Raw genomic sequence first — 18,688 nt, 5'->3', positions numbered from 1 at the left:
TCACGCCGCCCGCGCCAAACCTGTCAGGTCAGGTCAACGCCGCGTGTGGCGGCGAACAGAAAGGACTCCAGATCCTCTGTGTTGATCGGTTTGGTCATCAGGCCAACCTGAGCCGCATCACACAACAGGTGCAGTTCGTTTGACCGGTTCGCCGACATGAGTCGCGCCGGAAGACGGGCATCGCGCGCGCGCAACTGGCGCACCAACGACAGTCCGTCCTGTTTGCCGTCGCCAAGATTATAATCGACCAGCAGCGCGTCGGGCAGGATGCCAAGATCGTTCAGCAACGCATCCGCCTCTTCGGCGTTAGAGGCGTCCAGAACGCTGCCGCCCCAGCGTTCGATCAACAGGCTCAGCGCGCGGCGCAATTCATTGTCGTTTTCGACCAGCAGGACTATCAATCCGCTGTCGCGCAGCCGCTGGCGGGCGGCGGGGCTTCTCTTGAGGATGGGCACCTCTTCAGGGCCGTTCACCCGCTGTGCGCTGAAAAAGAACCGGGTGCCCTGCCCGACAGTAGACTGCACCCCCAAGGGGTGCCGCAACTGGTCACAGGCGCGTTCCACGATGGCAAGGCCCAACCCCAGCCCCTCGTTCACACTGCTGTTGCGATCCAGCCGCTCAAACTCGCGAAAGATCCGTTCCTGATCGGCCTCAGCAATGCCGGGCCCGGTGTCCCAGACCTCAAACCGCAAAGAGCTGCCCTGTCGCCGTGTGCCCACCAGAACGCGGCCCGTCGTGGTGTACCGGATGGCGTTGGCGATCAGGTTTTGCAGGATGCGACGCAGGAAACCGGGGTCGCTGGCCACGCTGCCGGTGGTCGGAACAACCCGCAGATCCAACCCCTTGAGCGCGGCCATCGGTGCAAATTCATCGCGCAGGGCGGTCAGCAATTGCCGCACGGATACCGCCGTGATGTCCAGGCTTGCCGCGCCTGAATCCAGCTTTGAGATATCCAGCAACGCGTCGATGATGTTTTCGACGCTGCCCAACGCGCTCAGCGCCTTTTCGGCGGCCTGTACCGTCTCGCCACTCTCGCCGCTTTCAGAAACGGCTGCGACATACAGCTTGGCGGCCGACAGCGGCTGCAAGAGGTCATGGCTGGCGGCGGCCACAAACCGCGACTTTGACGAATTTGCCCGTTCTGCTGTGACAAGCGCATCTTCCAGTTCCAGCGTGCGCTCCATCACCCGCCGTTCCAGCAGTTCGTTTGCTTCGGCCAGCGCCCGCGTGGCCTGCCGTTCCACCGACACGTCGGTAAAGGAAATCACAAAGCCCCGGTCGGGCATTTCCTGGGCAAAGACGTCCAGCGTGGTGTCTGGCTCTGCGCGGATCTCAAACCGCAGTGGACGGCGGTCCCGGTCCTGATGTGCCCAGTCGCGCAGACCTCGAGAGCTTACCACATCAGAAACAAATCGCGGCTCCAGAAGATCCACAAGTCGGTCAAAATCGACCCCCAACCGCAGCGATACGACTGGTACTGTCAGCATCTCTCCGATGCGGTCGTTCCATCCCACCAGCCGCGCGTTTGCATCAAAGATGCACACCCCCTGATTGAGGTGATCCAGTGTCGCCCGCAGCATGCGTGCCTGACTGTCCAGCAGTTTTCCGCGCTCTTGCCGTTCCAGTCGCATGATGTCGGTCACGTCGGTCTGCAAGACCACAGTGCCGCCATCGGGCGTGCGATGTTCGCTGACCTGCAACCAGCGGTCCCAGATCAGGCTGACGTTGAAAATGGCGTGCAGATCCTTGTGCCGCTTGAGCCGCTGTTCGGCCCATTGCGCGGGCGTCACGAGATTGGGCAGTTGCAGGAACCGGCTTTCGCTGATCGCCGTCACATAGTCGTTGAACGGCAACCCCTCTGACAGGCATGGCTGGACATCGTGCAACGGCAGAGTGAACCGGCTGTTCCACATCACCAGACGGTCGTTGCTGTCAAACAGGCCAAAGCCTTCCTGAACCGCTTCGATCGCATTGGCCAGGTTCTTGCGCGCGTGTTCCGCCTCATGTTTGGCGCGGGCCAGCGCGGCGTTGGACTGGTTCAGCAGATCCAGAGTGTATTCCAGATCGCGGGTGCGCTGACGGACCTGATCCTCCAGCATTGCGGCGCGCTCGAACTGGGCGTAGGCCGCGCCAGTCTGGTCGGTGTCCTGCTCAACCCGACGCATCAGCGCCTCACTGATGCGCAGCAGCTTTTCGTTTTGCCGTTCGACCGGGTCTTTCGGGTCGATCAGGTAGTGGGTCATTTCTGTTGTCACGGGTCCTCGGGTGCGTAAAAGGCGACACCGGTCATGGTCTGGTTGACGTGCATGCCGTTGATCTGTTCCCCGTAGGTTGAAAACCCGGTCACCTTGTGCCGCGCCAGCACCTCGTCCAGCGGGCGCTTGAGCTGTCTTTTCTCTGCCTCGATGCGGCGCAGGATGCAGTCACAGGCAAGGATCGCCGCCGGTGGGGTATCACTGGCCAGAGCGGCAAGCTGTTGGTCGAGGTGCTCGACAATATGCGCCGCCTCGGCCAACGTCAGCACCAGTCCCTCGTCGATGGCGGAAAAGAATTCCAGCGCGCCATCGTCTGTCACCCGCTTGATGGCGCGGACGTGGTGGCTCCCGCCCAGTCGCACGACCATCGGGTTGTCGGCAAAGGTAAAGGTGTCGATCTGGTGCGTGTCTTTGCCCAACAAGCGGCCCAATTCCCGCGCGGCGGGTTCTGCGTTGATCTCATAGACCAGCCGACGTGACGGATCGGCCCGTGTCACCACCATGCGCAAATCGGTCGGTGTGAAATGGTTGACGCTGAACACCCGCAGGCGGCAGCGGCTGCGCACCACGGCCATCACCGCTGCCCTTTCGTAGCAAACCCCGTCGAGCGCCACAAAGGTATGTTCAAACCGGACACCGTCGCCCGCCGATCCGCCAAACAATTGCGTCGGGCCCAGCCCTGCGGCCAGCGACGAGGCCAGCCGATCCTCTTGCATCGACAGCCCGTCGACCATGAGAAAGGCGAACTCGTGCTCCATGTCCGCCGCCCGTTGGGACAGGGCGGCCCGGGCGCGGATCGTCTGCTGGGTCAGGTCATCGCCGGACAGTTCATCCAGATTGCCGAACAGCAGCACCTCGGCCTCAAAGAAATCCTCTGGCAGCGCGATGGCCAACACGGAATCCTCGGCATAGCCGCTACCCATGGCGATTTCGCCTGCGGTAGTACAGGCCATAACCGGGGCCGCGCCGAACCGGGTCTGTGCCTCGGCCAGCAGCCGTTCAAAAGGCGCTGCCGGGCTGCAAAAGATCATCACCAGCGAAAATGGCCCTGTGCCAAGGCCCTTGTCCAACTGGTCAATCAGGTCCGGAGCATCGCAATCGACGCAAGCAGTCCGCAGAATGGCGTCACTGTCGACACCTCCCGCGGACGGAGAGGGTGGTCCGTCCATCGGGTCTCCTCCCATGTGGTCTGTAGATTTTCGAACAGACTACGGAGTGTCCGGGCCCCTTGGCAAGAGGTTCGAAAAACTGGCCTCGCCCGCGATCAGCACCGCCTGAGTGCGGCTCTGGACCCCCAGCTTGCGCATGATGGCGGTGACATGCGCCTTGACCGTGGTTTCGGCGATCGACAGGTCATAGGCGATCTGCTTGTTCAGCTTGCCCTCGCAGATCAATTGCAGGATGCGCGCCTGTTGGTTGGTCAGCGTCGACAGCCGCGCCACCGCGTCCTCTCCGGCGTCCGCTGACTGCCCGGCATCGGCCACGTCAACAAATCCCTCTGGCAGGAACACCTCATCCCGCACCAGCGCGTCAAAGGCCTGTCGAAAGACGCCGCGCTGGCTGTGTTTGGGGACAAAGCCGTTGGCCCCGGCCCGCATGACAGAGCTGACCATGCGGTTGTCCGCCATGGAGGACACCACCACCAGCGGCGTCGTTCCGGCCGCAGTCCTGAGACGGATCAACCCGTCCAACCCGTTCACATCGGGCAGGTTCAGGTCCAGCACGATCACATCCGGTGCAGCGCCTTCGGCCAGCGCGTCCAATGCGTCCGACAACAAGCTGGCGGTTTCAATGTCTTCGATCCCGGCCACGGTCTTCAACGTCATTGCCAGCGCGTCGCAAAACAGCGGGTGGTCGTCGACGATCAGCGCAGAGGCGAAATGCCGCTGAGGCTCAATCTGTGCCATCACTGTGCTCCTCATCAACCCATCCTTTGTTGGTATACCATTCGATCCTAGCAAAGCACCACAAACCGCGAACCTGTCCTAAGGTCTTAGAGCATTCAGCCCGGCAGATGCCCGGCCAAATACCGCTGTGACGCGGGCAAACCCGTCCGCGTTGTAACCAGCGACCCTTGACGGGGCTCAAATCAATTGAGAACAGTTCAGGCTGTGTGTTCTGCGCCACGGGCACCAAAGCGGTGTACAGTCGGCGCGCAGCGTCTGCCTGCAAGAGGTCAGCCCCTGTTTTCCTTTCGGAGTGTTCCATGAAATTTCGTTTTCCGATCGTCATCATCGATGAGGACTTTCGTTCAGACAACTCCTCCGGGCTGGGTATCCGCGCGGTCGCGCAGGCAATCGAGACCGAAGGCTTTGAGGTGCTGGGTACAACCAGCTATGGCGACCTGTCGCAATTCGCCCAGCAGCAATCGCGTGCCAGCGCCTTTGTCCTGTCCATCGATGATGAAGAGTTCACTCCGGGTCCGGATCTGGACCCGGCGGTCGTCAAGCTGCGTGATTTCATCGAAGAAGTGCGGTGGAAGAACGAAGACGTGCCGATCTATATCTACGGCGAGACCAAGACCAGCCGCCATTTGCCCAACGACATCCTGCGTGAGCTGCACGGCTTTATCCACATGTTTGAGGACACGCCGGAGTTTGTTGCCCGCCACATCATCCGCGACGCCAAGGCCTATCTAGAAGGCATCCAGCCGCCATTCTTCAAGGCGCTGCTGGATTACGCCGAAGACGGCTCATACTCGTGGCATTGCCCGGGACATTCCGGCGGTGTGGCCTTTCTGAAAAGCCCGATTGGCCAGATGTATCACCAGTTCTACGGCGAAAACATGCTGCGCGCGGATGTGTGCAATTCGGTCGAGGAACTGGGCCAGTTGTTGGACCACAACGGCGCCATAGGTGCCTCGGAACGCAACGCGGCGCGGATCTTTAACGCCGACCATTGTTTCTTTGTGACCAACGGTACCAGCACCTCGAACAAGATGGTCTGGCATCACACCGTCGCGCCCGGCGATGTGGTGGTGGTGGACCGCAACTGTCACAAATCCATTCTGCACAGCATCATCATGACCGGGGCAATCCCCGTCTTCATGAAACCGACGCGCAACCACTATGGTATCATCGGCCCGATCCCGAAATCAGAGTTCCAGATTGAGGCGATCAAGGAAAAGATTCGCGCCAACCCGCTGCTGGCGCATGTGGATGCGGACACCGTCAAACCGCGCATCATCACCCTGACGCAGTCGACCTATGACGGCGTTCTGTACAACACCGAAACCATCAAGGACCTGCTGGACGGCTACGTCGAGAACCTGCATTTCGATGAGGCATGGCTGCCGCACGCAGCGTTTCACCCGTTCTACGGCAACTTTCACGCGATGGGCCGCAAACGCACGCGGCCCAGCCATTCCGTGACCTATGCCACGCAATCCATTCACAAATTGCTGGCAGGGATCAGTCAGGCCAGCCACGTTCTGGTGCAGGACAGTCAAGACACCAAACTGGACCGCCACCTTTTCAATGAAGCGTACCTGATGCACACCAGCACCAGCCCGCAGTACAGCATCATCGCCAGCTGCGATGTGGCGGCGGCGATGATGGAACCGCCGGGGGGCCGTGCGCTGGTTGAGGAAAGCATTCTCGAGTCGCTCGATTTCCGCCGCGCCATGCGCAAGGTCGACAATGAATACGGTGCCGACGACTGGTGGTTTCAGGTCTGGGGACCGGAAAAGCTGGATGACGAAGGCGTTGACGATCCCGGCAACTGGGTGCTCAAGAAAACCGATGCGGACGGGGTTCAGGCCTCGGACGGAGAGGAATCCTGGCACGCGTTTGGCGATATGGCGCCGGGGTTCAACATGCTGGACCCGATCAAATCGACCATTATCACGCCCGGCCTGAACCTTGACGGTCGGTTTGAAGAAACGGGCATTCCGGCGTCCATCGTTACCAAATATCTGGCCGAACATGGCGTTGTGGTGGAAAAAACCGGCCTCTACAGCTTTTTCATCATGTTCACGATCGGGATCACCAAAGGACGCTGGAACTCGCTGTTGACCGAATTGCAGCAGTTCAAGGACGACTACGACAAGAACCAGCACATGTGGCGCTGCATGCCCGAATTCTGCGCCAAACACCCGAACTATGAGGGCATGGGCCTGCGCGATCTGTGTCAGCATGTGCATTCGCTCTATGCGAAATACGGCGTCGCGATCCTGTCGACAGAGATGTATCTCAGCGACCTGACCCCGGCGATGAAGCCCACAGATGCGTTTTCACATATCGCCGCGCGGTCGACCCAGCGGGTTCCGATTGATGAGCTCGAGGGCCGCATCACAACCAGCCTTGTAACCCCCTATCCGCCGGGCATCCCGTTGCTGATCCCGGGTGAAGTGTTCAACAGGAAGATCGTCGAATACCTTAAGTTCAACCGGACCTTTGCGCAGGAATGTCCGGGGTTTGAGACGGATATTCACGGCCTTGTGCAGGAAAAGGACGAAAACGGACGCCTGCAATACTTCGCCGACTGCGTGGCAGAGGGGTAGGGGCCCGACGCGTCAGGCTAATAGCCATTGTTTCAGATGTGCAGCCTCTGGCAGCCCGCCTGAATGCACCATCTTACCGTCCACCGAAACGGCGGGGGTCGACATGACGCCCGCCATGGCCATGGATTTCGGGTCCGAGACTTTTTCGATCTCGACCGCGATACCAAGGTCCGACGCGACCTGTTTGACCAATGCCTCGGTGGCTTCGCAGCGTTTGCAGCCGGGGCCGAATACCTTGACGGTTTTCATGAACGGGTTCCTTTCAGGGATGTGAGGGGACCGGGTCGGTCACAGAAGAAAGTTGAACAAATAGCCGGTGGCAAGGATTCCGGTCGCGACAACGGCGATGAAGATCGCGATCAAACGCAGCGTCAGAACCTGTTTGAGGATGATCATTTCCGGTAAGCTCAATGCGATCACCGACATCATGAACGCCAGCGTTGTGCCAAGGGCCGCACCCTTGCCCAGAAAAGCCTCGACAATTGGAATGACGCCTGCGGCATTGGTGTACATCGGCACGCCCACGGTCACGGCGGCGGGAACCGACCACCACGCCTCACCGCCCATGATGCGTAGCATCATCTCTTCGGGGACATAGCCGTGGATGGCGGCGCCGATGCCAATGCCGACCAACACCCAAATCCAGACCTTGCCGACGATCTCACGTACCTGCTCGATCCCGATCCTTAGCCGGTCGACCAGTGTCAACTGCGTCTCAGGCAGATCGCCTGTCGGGCCAGCATTCAGATCGCGCACCCAGTCCTGCAGATACCTCTCCAGCCCCATCCTGCCCAAGACAAAACCCGACAGGGTGGCGATGGAGAACCCAAACACCAGATAGATCGTCGCAATCTGCCAACCGACAAGGCCATACAGCAGGCCCAGTCCCACCGGACCCACCATCGGTCCCGCGATGAGAAAGGCAAACGTGACCCCCAGCGGAATGCCCGCCGATACAAAACCGATGAACAGCGGCACCGATGAGCACGAACAAAACGGCGTCAGCACGCCCAGCAGCGCGGCCAAGGGATAGCCCCAGATCTGGCGCTTCCCGGCAAGGATGGCGCGGGTCTTTTCCGGGCTGAACCAACTGCGCAAGACACCGGTGACAAAGACGATCCCGGTCAGCAGCAACAGCACCTTGGGGACATCATAGACGAAAAAAGCGATGGCCTCTCCGGTGTGGCTGTCGCGCGCCACTGGAAACAGCGAAGTCACCCATTCCGACATCGGAATCAACTGGCCATAGATCAGCCACCCCAGCGTACCGACAACGGCAACTCCCACATACCACAGCCAATCTGGCCGCTGGTGATGCGGCGCGGTTACATGGGTTTCGGTGGTCATGCCATTTCCTGTTCAAGTCTGTGTTCGGCGGTCAAAACAGCGGTGATGACGGCCATGATATCGGGGGACAGTCTGGGATTGCGCCGATAGCGCACCCATTGCGCGTCACGCCGATCCATAACCAGACCGGCCTCGCGCAGCACTTTCATATGTCGGGACATGCGACTTTGGCTGGCGTCGAGCCGTGCCATCAGCTCACAGACGCAATGTTCGCCGCCGTCCCAAAGAACGGCAAGCGCAGCGCGGCGGGTCGAATCGCAAAGGGCGTTAAGAATTTTCTGCATGAGGGTAGAGTATGCGCCGTGGCGCATATGCGCGTTGATCCACGTCAACGGCCGTGCCCGAACATAAACCCGGTCACAAAAAGGGGCGCCCCGCAGGACGCCCCTTTGTCTGTCACGATCCGTCTAGGATCACTTCATGCTGGCAAGCTGCTTGGGCAGTTTGAAGGTCCAGACAGTGCCACCCTGATTGAGGTAGTTCACCTTCTTGGCCACTTCGCCACCCCACAGCGGCACAGCACCACCCCAGCCAGAGGCGATCGAAACGTACTGCTCGCCTTCCATTTCCCAGGTCACAGGCTGACCAACGATGCCAGAGCCGGTCTGGAAGGACCACAGAACCTCGCCGGTCTCGTCATCCAGCGCGATAAACTCACCCTCGGGCGTGCCTGTGAACACCAGGCCGCCTGCAGTGGTCATCACGCCGGCCCAGAGCGGGGCGTTGTTCTTGAATTCCCACTTCCATTCGCCGGTGGCCGGGTCGATCGCCTTGAGCGACCCGATGTGGTCCTCGTAGTTCGGCTTGATGGTAAAGCCCGAGCCAAGGTAGGCCGCGCCTTTTTTGTAGGTGATCGGCTCGTTCCAGATGTCCATGCCCCATTCGTTGGAGGGCACATAGAACAGGCCGGTGTTCTGGCTGTAGGCCATCGGCATCCAGTTCTTGCCGCCGAGGAAGCCCGGCGCCGAGAACACGACCTCGCCCTTTTTGCCATCAGCCGCAGCAGTCGGATCGCCGGGGCGGTTGCCTTCGACATAGATCGGGCGGCCATTCTCATCCAGACCTTCGGCCCAGGTGATGTCCTTGACGAAGGGATAGCCATTCACAAAGGATCCGTCTTCGGCGTTCAGAACGTAGAAGAAGCCGTTGCGGTCTGCGGTGGCCAGCAGCGCCTCACCGTCTGGCCCGTCAAAGGCCACGACCTCGTTCACACCGTCATAGTCCCAGCCTTCGCGCGGGGTGGTTTGAAAGTGCCACTTGATCTCGCCGGTCTTGGGGTCAATGCCGATGCGGCTGGCGGCGTACAGGTTGTCGCCCATGCCATCCTCAGAGGGCGTGCCCGCACCGCGAAGGTGGCTGTTCCACGGCGCCGGGTTGCCTGCCCCAAAGATCAGGGTATCGGTGCGCGCGTCATACGACCCGCCCAGCCATGTGGCCCCGCCGCCGGTTTTCCACATGTCGCCCGGCCATGTGGCGTTCAGCTCACCGGTCATGGTCGAAGGCTCGCCATTCAGCATGCCCATGTGACCCTCGATCACCGGACGCTCCCAGACCAGATCGCCGTTTTCGACGTTGCGGGCCTGCACCGATCCGACCACACCAAATTCGCCGCCAGAGTTGCCGGTGATGACAAGGCCATCAACGATCAACGGCGCGGCGGTGTATGAATACCCGGCCTTGTAGTCCGCGATCTTGTCGCGCCAGACAACGTCGCCTGTGTCCTTGTTCAGCGCCACGAGCCGCGCGTCCAGCGTGCCAAAGATCACCATGTCGCCGTAGATCGCAGCGCCCCGGTTGACCACGTCACAGCAGGGCAAAATTCCTTCGGGCAGGCGGGCATCGTACTGCCACAGTTCCTTCCCGGTCATCAGGTCGATTGCGTAAATGCGCGAATAGGACCCGGTGATATACATCACACCGTCATAGATCAGCGGCTGAGCTTCTTGCCCGCGTTGCTTTTCACCGCCAAAGCTGAACGCCCACGCGGCTTGCAGGAACTTGACGTTGTCTTTGTTCAGCGTGTCCAGCGGGCTATAGCGTTGCAGGTGGCGGCCCATGCCGTTGGTGGTGATCTGGGCTGTAAGCGTCTGGTCATCGGCCAGATCGGCCTCGGAGACTTGTGCTGTGGCGGCGGTACCGGTCAGCAGGATACTGGCGGTGGCTGCCAGAATGAATCGGTTCATGAGTTTTCCTCCCTTCATCGCCGGGGCGACGTGGATGCTATGGCACCCCTCCCGGGCACCTCCTGTAGTATTCAGCCAAGCCGCCGTAAGAGGTATTACACAAAGGTCGTAGGACCGCCGATGAATCGGCATTTCCGTGCAAAGTCAGGTGCATGGCAGGGTTCGCGACTTTGGTCCCATGTGGTTTGGGTGCGGTTCACAGCCGCCTTTCGGTGACGCAGGACCATGCAGAATCTCGCGCTGATCTGTCGGCGTGGTCGCCTGTCGTCGGGGTGATTTATGCGCGACGAACGCGGAATCCGGGCAGCCGCTGGCTGCCCGTCCCGGTCATCGAAAAACGTGGCTCACTTTGAAATCGCCGAGTTGTCCCGAATGGTGATGCTAGTGAGGTATGACAGGATGAAATCCTGCACCGTGCGGTCATCGATGCCGACATGCCGCATCTTGGTGCCGGGCATGAAACCGGCGTTATCCTCCATCCACGCCCGCAAGGCCGCCGGAGTCCAGACGATGCCGCTGGCCTCTAGCGCGATGGAATAGTCGTATCCTTCGTAGCTGCCCGCCGCGCGGCCAACCACGTTTTCAAGCGGTGGGCCGTATGAGGCGTGGTCGGCGTCGACCGCGTGACAGCGACGGCATTCGGCGTCGAAAAGGGCCTTTCCGGCGGAGATCTTGATATCCGCATAGGTGTCGGCACAGGCCGGACCGCCCAAAAGGGCGGCGGCTGCAAGGATGGTCAGTTTCATGTCAGGTCTCCCGTGAGGCGCGCGAATCCGGTGTCCTGTTCCGCGATCCTGTGGGTTTGGCGGGCAAAATCCATCCGCTGCTTTGGTCGTATCCGGCCCGACGCGCAGCGCGGTCCGTTTCGAACAGCACGGGTGAGGCCCGCCACCAGACTGACTCAGGGCCGCAAGGCTGCTCCCCAGGGAAAACGCCCAACCTTGATGGTCTTGATTGACTCACGTTTGGCCACGTCGATCACTGTCACATCGCCTGAAACACCGTTGGTGGTGAACAAAAGGGACTTGTCGGCGTTGAATGCCATGTGCCAGACGCGGCGGCCGACAAGGATGTAATCTTCGACCTCATAGGTGTCGGCATTGACCACCGCCACATGGTTGGCCGGGCCAAGGGCGACAAAGGCCGTCTTTTCGTCCGCAGTGAATTCAAAACCGACCGGCTGCACGCGGTCGGGGTGGACGCCCTTGATCGCAAATTCAAGGGTAACTTCCTTGGCCTTTGTCTCGACATCAAAGACCGACAGCGTCCCGCCAATTTCCGCCGACACCCAAAGCTGGGTGCCATTCTTGGTAAATTCGGCATGGCGGGGACGAGAATCGACCAGCGTGTTGGCGACGAGTTCCTGAGTCTGCGTATCGATCCAATGTGCCATGTTGGTCGTCTCGGACGTGGTGATCACATATTTCCCGTCTGGGGAAACGGCCATCCCCTCGGGTTCGATTCCGACGTCGATCTGGGCCACAACGGTGCGGCTCACGACATCCACAACGGTGGTGATCGCGTCGTCCTCATTGGCAATGTAGAGATGCCGGTCATCCGGGTGCAGGACAAACTGTTCAGGATCCTCGCCCGAAGGCAGATCATGCAGGATCTCCCCGGTGACCGGGTCCATGACCTGCACCGTGTCGCTGTCCGACGCGCAGATATAGAGCACGCTGTAGTCATGGCTGAAAACAATTCCGCGCGGGCGTTCACCGGTGGGCAGGGTGCGGATCACCTCTAACGTCTCGACGTCGATCACGCTGATCGTGTCGTCCTTTTCGTTGGAGATCCAGATTTCCTCGGCCTGTGCGGGACCGCCCAAAAGGCAGGCCGCAAGACCAGCAGAGAGGATAGATTTTTGAGTATGTTTTCCAAGAAGAAGCATGCTGAATCCTCAGTTTAAAAAGGCGGTGCAGGCCGAATCGGGGCGATCCTGCCCAAGGGTGTCCAACTCACTGGTTTGGTGCAGGAACCCCTCAAGCGGCGCCTGCGCCACAAGCGCGCGGTCGGTGACAAGCGGAATGGGTTGGCGTAGTTGGCCGTTCCAGTTGCGGTAGGACATCGGGCGGCCCTTGAAACCGGCCAGTTCAAAGTCGGGCCCAAGCAGGAAGGCGCGCAGGGTGGCGGTGTCACCGGAATTGGTGCGGGTGACCGCCTCTCCGATGCTGCGCACCGCCGCCCAAGCGGCGTAGTCGCGTGACCGCATCGGGCGGCCCGCAAGTTTGTCAAAGCGCGATTGCAACTGCGCCGCGCCCCATTGTTCAACAACGTCCGACCAGGTCACCGGCACCAACCCCTCGGACCCGGCCACGGGCCGTGGTTCCCATGTGTTGTAGGCGATGTAGCGTCCGAAATCGTGGATTTCATCGGCGATCAGCAGGATGTCGTGGTCGCGCAGGCCCTGGGTGAACAGCGGCACTTCCTGGCTGGCGGTGCGGCGCATGTCGGCGTCAAAGGCCCATGTCTTTTCCGATCTCAGGCGCAGACCGAACTTGGTCAGGCTGGTGCGCAGGGCATCGGCAAAGGCGATGTCGTCGGGATGGGTGCCTTCGATCAACGCCAGATCATCCCAACGCCGTTTGACCAGAAATTGCGCCAGCGCGTCGGTGCGCATGGCGTTGCTGGGCAGGCTGTGCAGCAGGTTGGCGCGGCAATCTGCACCGCGCAGGGAGTCGTCCGGTGCGGCGGCGTTAAAGATCAGCGCGTTTGCGGCCTCGGGCAGGTCGGCAACCGCCAGCAGCGCCTCTGCCGGGGCGTCCAGCACGATCAGGTCCGTGTGCGCCAGTGCGCTGCGTGCGGCGGCGGTCAGATCGCCGCCGGGTGGCACAGTTGTCACCTCCATCGCGTAGGTCTGGCCCAGAAACCGCCCCGTGGTGGTATTTTCCGTGACCGCCAATTCCGCGCCCCGCAGCCCCAGATCCGCAGGGATCGGGTCAAGGTTGGACAGGACAGGCGGCTGTTCGATCTCTTGTCGAAGATAATGAATCTCGACAGAAACGTCGGCGGTTGCGACCGTCGCGGACAGGCATAGCGTCAAGGCTGTGCGCAAAAACATGTGTGAAATTCCTCCCATTGACGTCAAAATAGGCACGCGCCGGATGGGCGGAATAAGACCTTGGTCGTGGTTCCGCAGGCATTTGGACTTAGGTCCAATAGCCCTTGTGCAGGGGGCGCTTTTATCAACGTGACAGCTGTACCGAGGAGGAGAAGTTTCATGACCCGCAAGACAACCGCCCTGACCCTGTCGCTGATGATGGGTGCCACCATGGCCCTGTCGCACGGGGACGTTGCCCCGCAGCCTGTCAATACGGACGCGCTGCCGGACGTGGGCGAGGAATGGCTGATCGAAAATCCCTATCGCGCGATGGATCCAGAGATTTATCAGGCTGCGATCGAGATTGGTGCCTCTGGCTACAACCAGAACTGCGCCCGCTGTCACGGGCTTGAGGTGATCTCGGGCGGGCTGGCCCCTGACCTGCGGTTTCTTGAGGCCGAGGAATACGGCGATGAGTGGTTCATGGAGCGGTTCCGCACTGGCTACACCCAGAACGGCGTGACCAAGATGCCCGCCTTTGGCGAGTTGCTGGGTCAAAAGGCGGCTTGGGCGATCCGTACCTATGTCGAGGCGCGCCCGGACGATGAGCAGATGGCCGAGTTGACACCCGAGTTGAAGGAGCTGCGTGATCAGCTGGCCGCTTGGGCAGAAAACCCCGAAGGGGCCGATCCCGAAGGCATGACCGCCAAATTGACCGAATTCGCCGAAAGCATCGAGACGCTGAGCGGCGCGCCTTTTGCCGACAGTGCCGCCTCGCGGGCTGTGATTGTGCTGGATGGCACCGTTGACGGCTATCGCAAGGCCGCAGAGGCGCTGACCATCGGCTTGTCGGCGGCGCACTGACCATGATCGCAGCGCGTGCTTTCCGTTCTGTTGTCTTGACGCTGGGCCTGTTGGCAGGGCTGGCGACCACGGCGACTGCGCGTTGCGAAGACTGGGTGCCGCAGCCCAAGCCGCAGAATGCCAGCCGTGACATCGTTGGTCAGGAACTGGATGTCATTCTGGACCGGGGCTGGATCGAGTTTGCGGTCTTTGACGACTACCCGCCCTATTCGTTCGAGGAAGGCGGCCAGCCGCGCGGCATCGACATCGACATCGGCAAGCTGATCGCCGAGGATCTTGGTGTCGCTCCCCGGTTCAAGCTGGTAGCGGCGGGGGAAAACCTGGACGCCGATCTGCGCAACACCCTGTGGCAGGGGCCGGTTGTGGGTGGCGCGGTGTCGAACGTGATGTTGCGTGTGCCCTATGACAGCGCCTTCACCTGCCGGGTAGAACAGGTGGTCTTTACCGGCCAGTATCAGACAGAGGGGATCGCCATTGCCTATAACAAGGCAGCCTACCCCGAGGAAAAGCCCGTTCCGGCCTATTTTCGGTTCGATACGGTTGCAGTCGAGAACGATTCGATTGCAGATTTCTACCTGACCTCGCTTGCGGGCGGGCAACTGAAGGATAACATCCGACGCTTTCCCGATATGACACAGGTCATGGCTGCGCTGGCGGCGGGTGAGGTCAAGGCTGCCATGGGACCGAAGGCGCAGCTGGAGTATGGTCTGACTGATGATCTGGCCGTACATCAGCCGCCGCTTCCGGGGTTTGCGGTCGGAAACTGGACCATCGGTCTGGGCGTCAATTTCCGGTATCGCCCATTGGCTTATGCGGTGGACGACGCGATTTATGCTGCGCTTTCAGATGGCCGTATCGCGGCTATTTTCGAAAGCTACGGGTTGAGTTTCACGCCGCCTGAGCGTTGAGTGTGCCGGGCAAGGATAAGGGGCGCTATGGCGTTCCGCAGAACGAAGAGGGTTGAGAGATGCAGATGAAAGACAGCCGCGAGATCGCGGCCCCCCGGGACGTTGTATGGGCGGCGATTCTCGACCCTGAGGTGCTCAAGTCGTGTGTGCCGGGCTGTACAGAGATGACCGGCTCCGCCGAAGAGGGCTTTGAGGCCACGGTGGTGCAAAAGGTCGGCCCGGTGAAGGCGACCTTTAAGGGCCAAGTGACCATGTCGGCGATGGACGCGCCCAATTCGGTCACGCTGTCCGGTGAGGGCAAAGGCGGTGCCGCCGGCTTCGCCAAGGGCGGCGCCAAGGTCGACCTTGAAGAAATTGAGAATGGCACCCTGCTGACCTACGAGGTTGACGCCAAGGTCGGCGGCAAGCTGGCGCAGCTGGGCAGCCGCATCATCGACGGCTTTGCCAAGAAGATGGCCGACCAGTTCTTTACCAATTTCCAGAACGCGCTGGAGACTCCGGTCGACGGCGAAGAAGTCGAAGCCGCGCCCGACGGCGACGACAACCACAAGAAAGGCTGGTTCAAGCGCCTCGTAAAGGGCTGACACCGGCAAGATCCATAGACCCAGACAAGATTTATCCAGGGAGGATAGCAATGGCAGAAGTAACGATGAAGGTGAACGGCAAAGCCGTCACCAAGTCGGTCAAGGGCAACACCCTGATGACCGATTTCCTGCGCGATGAACTGCGGCTGACTGGTACCCATGTGGGCTGTGACACCTCACAGTGCGGCGCGTGCAATATCCATGTGAACGGGTCGCTGGTCAAAGCCTGCACCATGTTCGCCGCCGAGGCCGAAGGCGCCGAGGTCTCGACCATCGAAGGCCAGTCCGCTGCTGACGGCACGTTGAACGTGATCCAGCAGGCGTTTCAGGACCACCACGGCCTGCAGTGCGGCTTTTGCACGCCCGGCATGGTGATGGCAGCGGCCTCGCTGCTCAAGGAAAACCCCAAGCCGTCCGAGGCCGAGGTGCGCGATTACCTCGAAGGCAACATCTGCCGCTGCACCGGCTACCACAACATCGTCAAGGCGATCCTGGCAGCATCCGGTCAGGACGTGTCGGCCATCGCTGCAGAGTGATCTGTTACGGGGGCGGACTCAGGTTCTGCCCACGACAATTCCGTAGGGTGGGTTTCAGCCCACCGACTTTAGGGAGGAGACCCCATGCCCAAAGATCATGGCATTGGCGCAAGCCCGAAGCGGCGTGAAGACGTTCGCTTTCTGACTGGTGCCGGTAATTATACCGACGACATCAACGTACACGGCCAAGCGTACGTGTATTTCCTGCGCTCCGATATGGCGCACGGCAAGATCAACAACATCGACACGGCGGCGGCCGCTGACATGCCCGGTGTTGTGCGCATCTTCACCGGTGCGGATTTTGAGGGCGTGGGCGGCCTGCCCTGCGGCTGGCAGATCACCGACAAGAACGGCGACCCGATGAAGGAACCGGCCCACCCGGTTCTGGCTCAGGGCAAGGTCCGTCACGTTGGCGACCCGATTTGCGCCGTTGTCGCTGACTCGCTGGAACAGGCGCGCGATGCCGCCGAGGCGATCGAGCTGGACATCGAGGAACTGCCCGCCGTTGTCGACATGCCGCGCGCGTTGCAGGCTGACAGCCCCTTGGTGCATGACGATTTGTCCGACAACCTGTGCTATGATTGGCAGTTCGGCACCGACACCGAAACCACCGACAAGGCATTTGCCGACGCGGCGCATGTGACGACGCTGGAACTGGTGAACAACCGTCTGGTCGCCAACCCGATGGAACCGCGCGTTGCGGTCGGCGACTACAACCGTGCCAATGACGAAAGCACGCTGTACACCACCTCGCAGAACCCGCATGTGATCCGGCTGCTGATGGGCGCCTTTGTCCTTGGCATCCCAGAGCACAAGCTGCGCGTTGTGGCCCCGGACGTGGGCGGCGGTTTCGGCACCAAGATCTTTCACTACGCCGAAGAGGCCTTCTGCACCTTCGCGTCGCGTCAGATCAACCGCGCCGTCAAATGGACTGCCTCCCGGTCAGAGGCGTTCATGTCGGACGCCCATGGTCGTGACCATGTGACCAAGATCGAACTGGCGTTGGACGCAGACAACAACTTTACCGCTGTGCGCACCAACACCTATGCCAATATGGGTGCCTATCTGTCGACCTTCGCCTCGTGTACGCCGACATGGCTGCACGGCACGCTGATGGCCGGCAACTACCGCACGCCGGCGGTGCAGGTGAACGTAAAGGCCGTCTTTACCAACACCGTGCCGGTGGACGCCTACCGTGGAGCGGGCCGCCCCGAAGCGACCTATTCGCTGGAACGCCTGATCGACAAGGCCGCGCGCGAACTGGGCGCAGACCCGATCAAGCTGCGCCGCCAGAACTTCATCACTTCCTTCCCCTATGCGACCCCGGTTGCCGTCGAATACGACACCGGCGACTACGTCGCGACGATGGACAAGATGGAAGAGATGATCGACGTCGCAGGCTTCCCCGCCCGCCGCGCCGAATCTGAATCCAAGGGCATGCTGCGCGGTTTGGGCATCAACTGCTTCATCGAGGCTTGTGGCATCGCGCCGTCGAACCTTGTGGGTCAGTTGGGCGCGCGCGCCGGTCTGTATGACGCCGCCACCGTGCGGGTGAATGCGACCGGGTCGATCAGTGTCATGGTCGGCGCACACAGCCACGGTCAGGGCCACGAAACGGTGTTCCCGCAGGTGGTTGCGGAAATGCTGGGCATCGACGAATCGATGATCGATATCGTGCATGGCGACACCTCCAAGATCCCCTTCGGCATGGGCACCTATGGCTCACGCTCGCTGGCGGTTTGCGGATCGGCCATGGTGCGTGCGACCGAAAAGATCATCAATAAGGCCAAGAAGATCGCCGGTCACCTGCTTGAGGCGTCCGAGGCGGATATCGAACTGAAAGACGGTCAGTTCAGCGTTGCCGGTACGGATAAATCCGTGGCTTGGGGGGATGTGACCCTTGCTGCCTATGTGCCGCACAACTACCCGCTTGAGGACATCGAACCCGGCCTTGAGGAAACCGCCTTTTACGATCCGGCCAACTTCACCTACCCCGCTGGTGCCTATGCCTGCGAGGTCGAGGTTGACCCGGAAACCGGCAAGGTCACGATTGCAAAATTCGTGTCTGCGGACGACTTCGGCAACGTCATCAACCCGATGATCGTCGAAGGTCAGGTCCATGGTGGTATCGCTCAGGGCATCGGTCAGGCGCTGTTGGAAAACTGCTCCTACGATGAAAACGGCCAGTTGCTCAGCGCGTCCTACATGGACTACGCCATGCCGCGCGCCGACGATCTGCCGCAGATGTCGAACTATCAGGTGGACCATTCGTGCCAGACACCGTGCACGCACAACCCGCTGGGTGTGAAGGGCTGCGGTGAGGCCGGTGCCATCGGCTCGCCTCCGACAGTTGTGAACGCAGTGCTCGACGCGCTGAATTCCGGCGGTCATAACGTAGCCCATATCGACATGCCGGTTTCGCCTTCGCGCGTTTGGGCAGCGATCAACGGATAATGCCTGCCCCCGGCCTGAC

General features: G+C 60.9%; 16 protein-coding genes. 6 read left to right on the top strand and 10 right to left on the bottom strand.

Translation table 11 applies throughout. From position 1 onward, the window contains the following. Positions 1–23: 23 nt before the first annotated feature. The 3 genes from ANTHELSMS3_RS04585 to ANTHELSMS3_RS04575 are packed head-to-tail and all read right to left on the bottom strand — an operon-like array spanning position 24 to position 4,162. Complete coding sequence (locus tag ANTHELSMS3_RS04585) at positions 24–2,243, bottom strand: hybrid sensor histidine kinase/response regulator (protein ID WP_094033848.1); 2,220 nt, start codon at positions 2,241–2,243, stop codon at positions 24–26. A gap of 8 nt (positions 2,244–2,251) precedes the next feature. Beyond that, the gene (locus tag ANTHELSMS3_RS04580; RefSeq protein WP_094033847.1) at positions 2,252–3,424 is read right to left on the bottom strand and encodes an FIST N-terminal domain-containing protein; all 1,173 of its coding nucleotides are present in this window, start codon (positions 3,422–3,424) and stop codon (positions 2,252–2,254) included. A gap of 39 nt (positions 3,425–3,463) precedes the next feature. Beyond that, positions 3,464–4,162 (bottom strand): response regulator, encoded by a 699-nt coding sequence (locus ANTHELSMS3_RS04575; RefSeq protein WP_254694845.1) that lies wholly within the window; start codon positions 4,160–4,162, stop codon positions 3,464–3,466. 299 nt (positions 4,163–4,461) lie between these two features. Here ANTHELSMS3_RS04575 and ANTHELSMS3_RS04570 point away from each other — a divergent pair, with 299 nt between their 5' ends. Further along, positions 4,462–6,756 carry an arginine/lysine/ornithine decarboxylase gene (locus ANTHELSMS3_RS04570; RefSeq protein WP_094033845.1) on the top strand — a complete coding sequence of 765 codons (2,295 nt, stop codon included), beginning with the start codon at positions 4,462–4,464 and terminating at the stop codon, positions 6,754–6,756. Between the two features lie 12 nt (positions 6,757–6,768). Here the strand turns inward: ANTHELSMS3_RS04570 and ANTHELSMS3_RS04565 are convergent, their stop codons facing one another. The 7 genes from ANTHELSMS3_RS04565 to ANTHELSMS3_RS04530 form a co-directional block, all read right to left on the bottom strand. Further along, a complete protein-coding gene (locus ANTHELSMS3_RS04565; RefSeq protein WP_094033844.1) occupies positions 6,769–7,005 on the bottom strand; it encodes a thioredoxin family protein in 237 nt (78 codons plus the stop codon). Positions 7,006–7,044: 39 nt separating this feature from the next. Beyond that, positions 7,045–8,103 (bottom strand): permease, encoded by a 1,059-nt coding sequence (locus tag ANTHELSMS3_RS04560; RefSeq protein WP_094033843.1) that lies wholly within the window; start codon positions 8,101–8,103, stop codon positions 7,045–7,047. Then, positions 8,100–8,387: an ArsR/SmtB family transcription factor gene (locus ANTHELSMS3_RS04555; protein ID WP_094033842.1), complete on the bottom strand. Its 288-nt coding sequence runs from the start codon at positions 8,385–8,387 to the stop codon at positions 8,100–8,102. Before ANTHELSMS3_RS04555 ends, ANTHELSMS3_RS04560 begins: the two co-directional genes overlap by 4 nt. Positions 8,388–8,516: 129 nt before the next feature. Then, entirely contained in the window at positions 8,517–10,286 is a 1,770-nt protein-coding gene (locus tag ANTHELSMS3_RS04550) for a PQQ-dependent methanol/ethanol family dehydrogenase (protein ID WP_094033841.1), read from the bottom strand. 344 nt (positions 10,287–10,630) lie between these two features. Then, positions 10,631–11,032, bottom strand: a complete 402-nt coding sequence (locus ANTHELSMS3_RS04540; RefSeq protein WP_094033839.1) for a c-type cytochrome — start codon at positions 11,030–11,032, stop codon at positions 10,631–10,633. Positions 11,033–11,187: 155 nt separating this feature from the next. Further along, positions 11,188–12,174 carry a YVTN family beta-propeller repeat protein gene (locus ANTHELSMS3_RS04535; protein WP_094033838.1) on the bottom strand — a complete coding sequence of 329 codons (987 nt, stop codon included), beginning with the start codon at positions 12,172–12,174 and terminating at the stop codon, positions 11,188–11,190. 9 nt (positions 12,175–12,183) lie between these two features. Next, entirely contained in the window at positions 12,184–13,344 is a 1,161-nt protein-coding gene (locus ANTHELSMS3_RS04530; RefSeq protein ID WP_094033837.1) for an ABC transporter substrate-binding protein, read from the bottom strand. 159 nt (positions 13,345–13,503) lie between these two features. Between ANTHELSMS3_RS04530 and pedF the strand changes: the two genes are divergently transcribed. The 5 genes from pedF to ANTHELSMS3_RS04505 all read left to right on the top strand — a co-directional run bounded on the left by pedF (position 13,504) and on the right by ANTHELSMS3_RS04505 (position 18,669). Then, positions 13,504–14,187, top strand: a complete 684-nt coding sequence (gene pedF, locus ANTHELSMS3_RS04525) for a cytochrome c-550 PedF (protein WP_094033836.1) — start codon at positions 13,504–13,506, stop codon at positions 14,185–14,187. 2 nt (positions 14,188–14,189) lie between these two features. After that, complete coding sequence (locus ANTHELSMS3_RS04520) at positions 14,190–15,095, top strand: substrate-binding periplasmic protein (protein ID WP_094033835.1); 906 nt, start codon at positions 14,190–14,192, stop codon at positions 15,093–15,095. A gap of 59 nt (positions 15,096–15,154) precedes the next feature. Continuing rightward, on the top strand, positions 15,155–15,679 hold the full coding sequence (locus tag ANTHELSMS3_RS04515; RefSeq protein ID WP_094033834.1) for a CoxG family protein: 525 nt from the start codon (positions 15,155–15,157) through the stop codon (positions 15,677–15,679). Positions 15,680–15,729: 50 nt separating this feature from the next. Then, positions 15,730–16,215, top strand: coding sequence for a (2Fe-2S)-binding protein (locus ANTHELSMS3_RS04510; protein WP_094033833.1), 486 nt, complete (start codon positions 15,730–15,732; stop codon positions 16,213–16,215). Between the two features lie 84 nt (positions 16,216–16,299). Then, entirely contained in the window at positions 16,300–18,669 is a 2,370-nt protein-coding gene (locus ANTHELSMS3_RS04505; RefSeq protein ID WP_094033832.1) for a xanthine dehydrogenase family protein molybdopterin-binding subunit, read from the top strand. Positions 18,670–18,688 lie beyond the last annotated feature (19 nt).

This window comes from Antarctobacter heliothermus (assembly GCF_002237555.1).
Lineage (GTDB): Bacteria > Pseudomonadota > Alphaproteobacteria > Rhodobacterales > Rhodobacteraceae > Antarctobacter > Antarctobacter heliothermus_B.
This window is presented reverse-complemented; position numbering and strand designations above follow the sequence as displayed.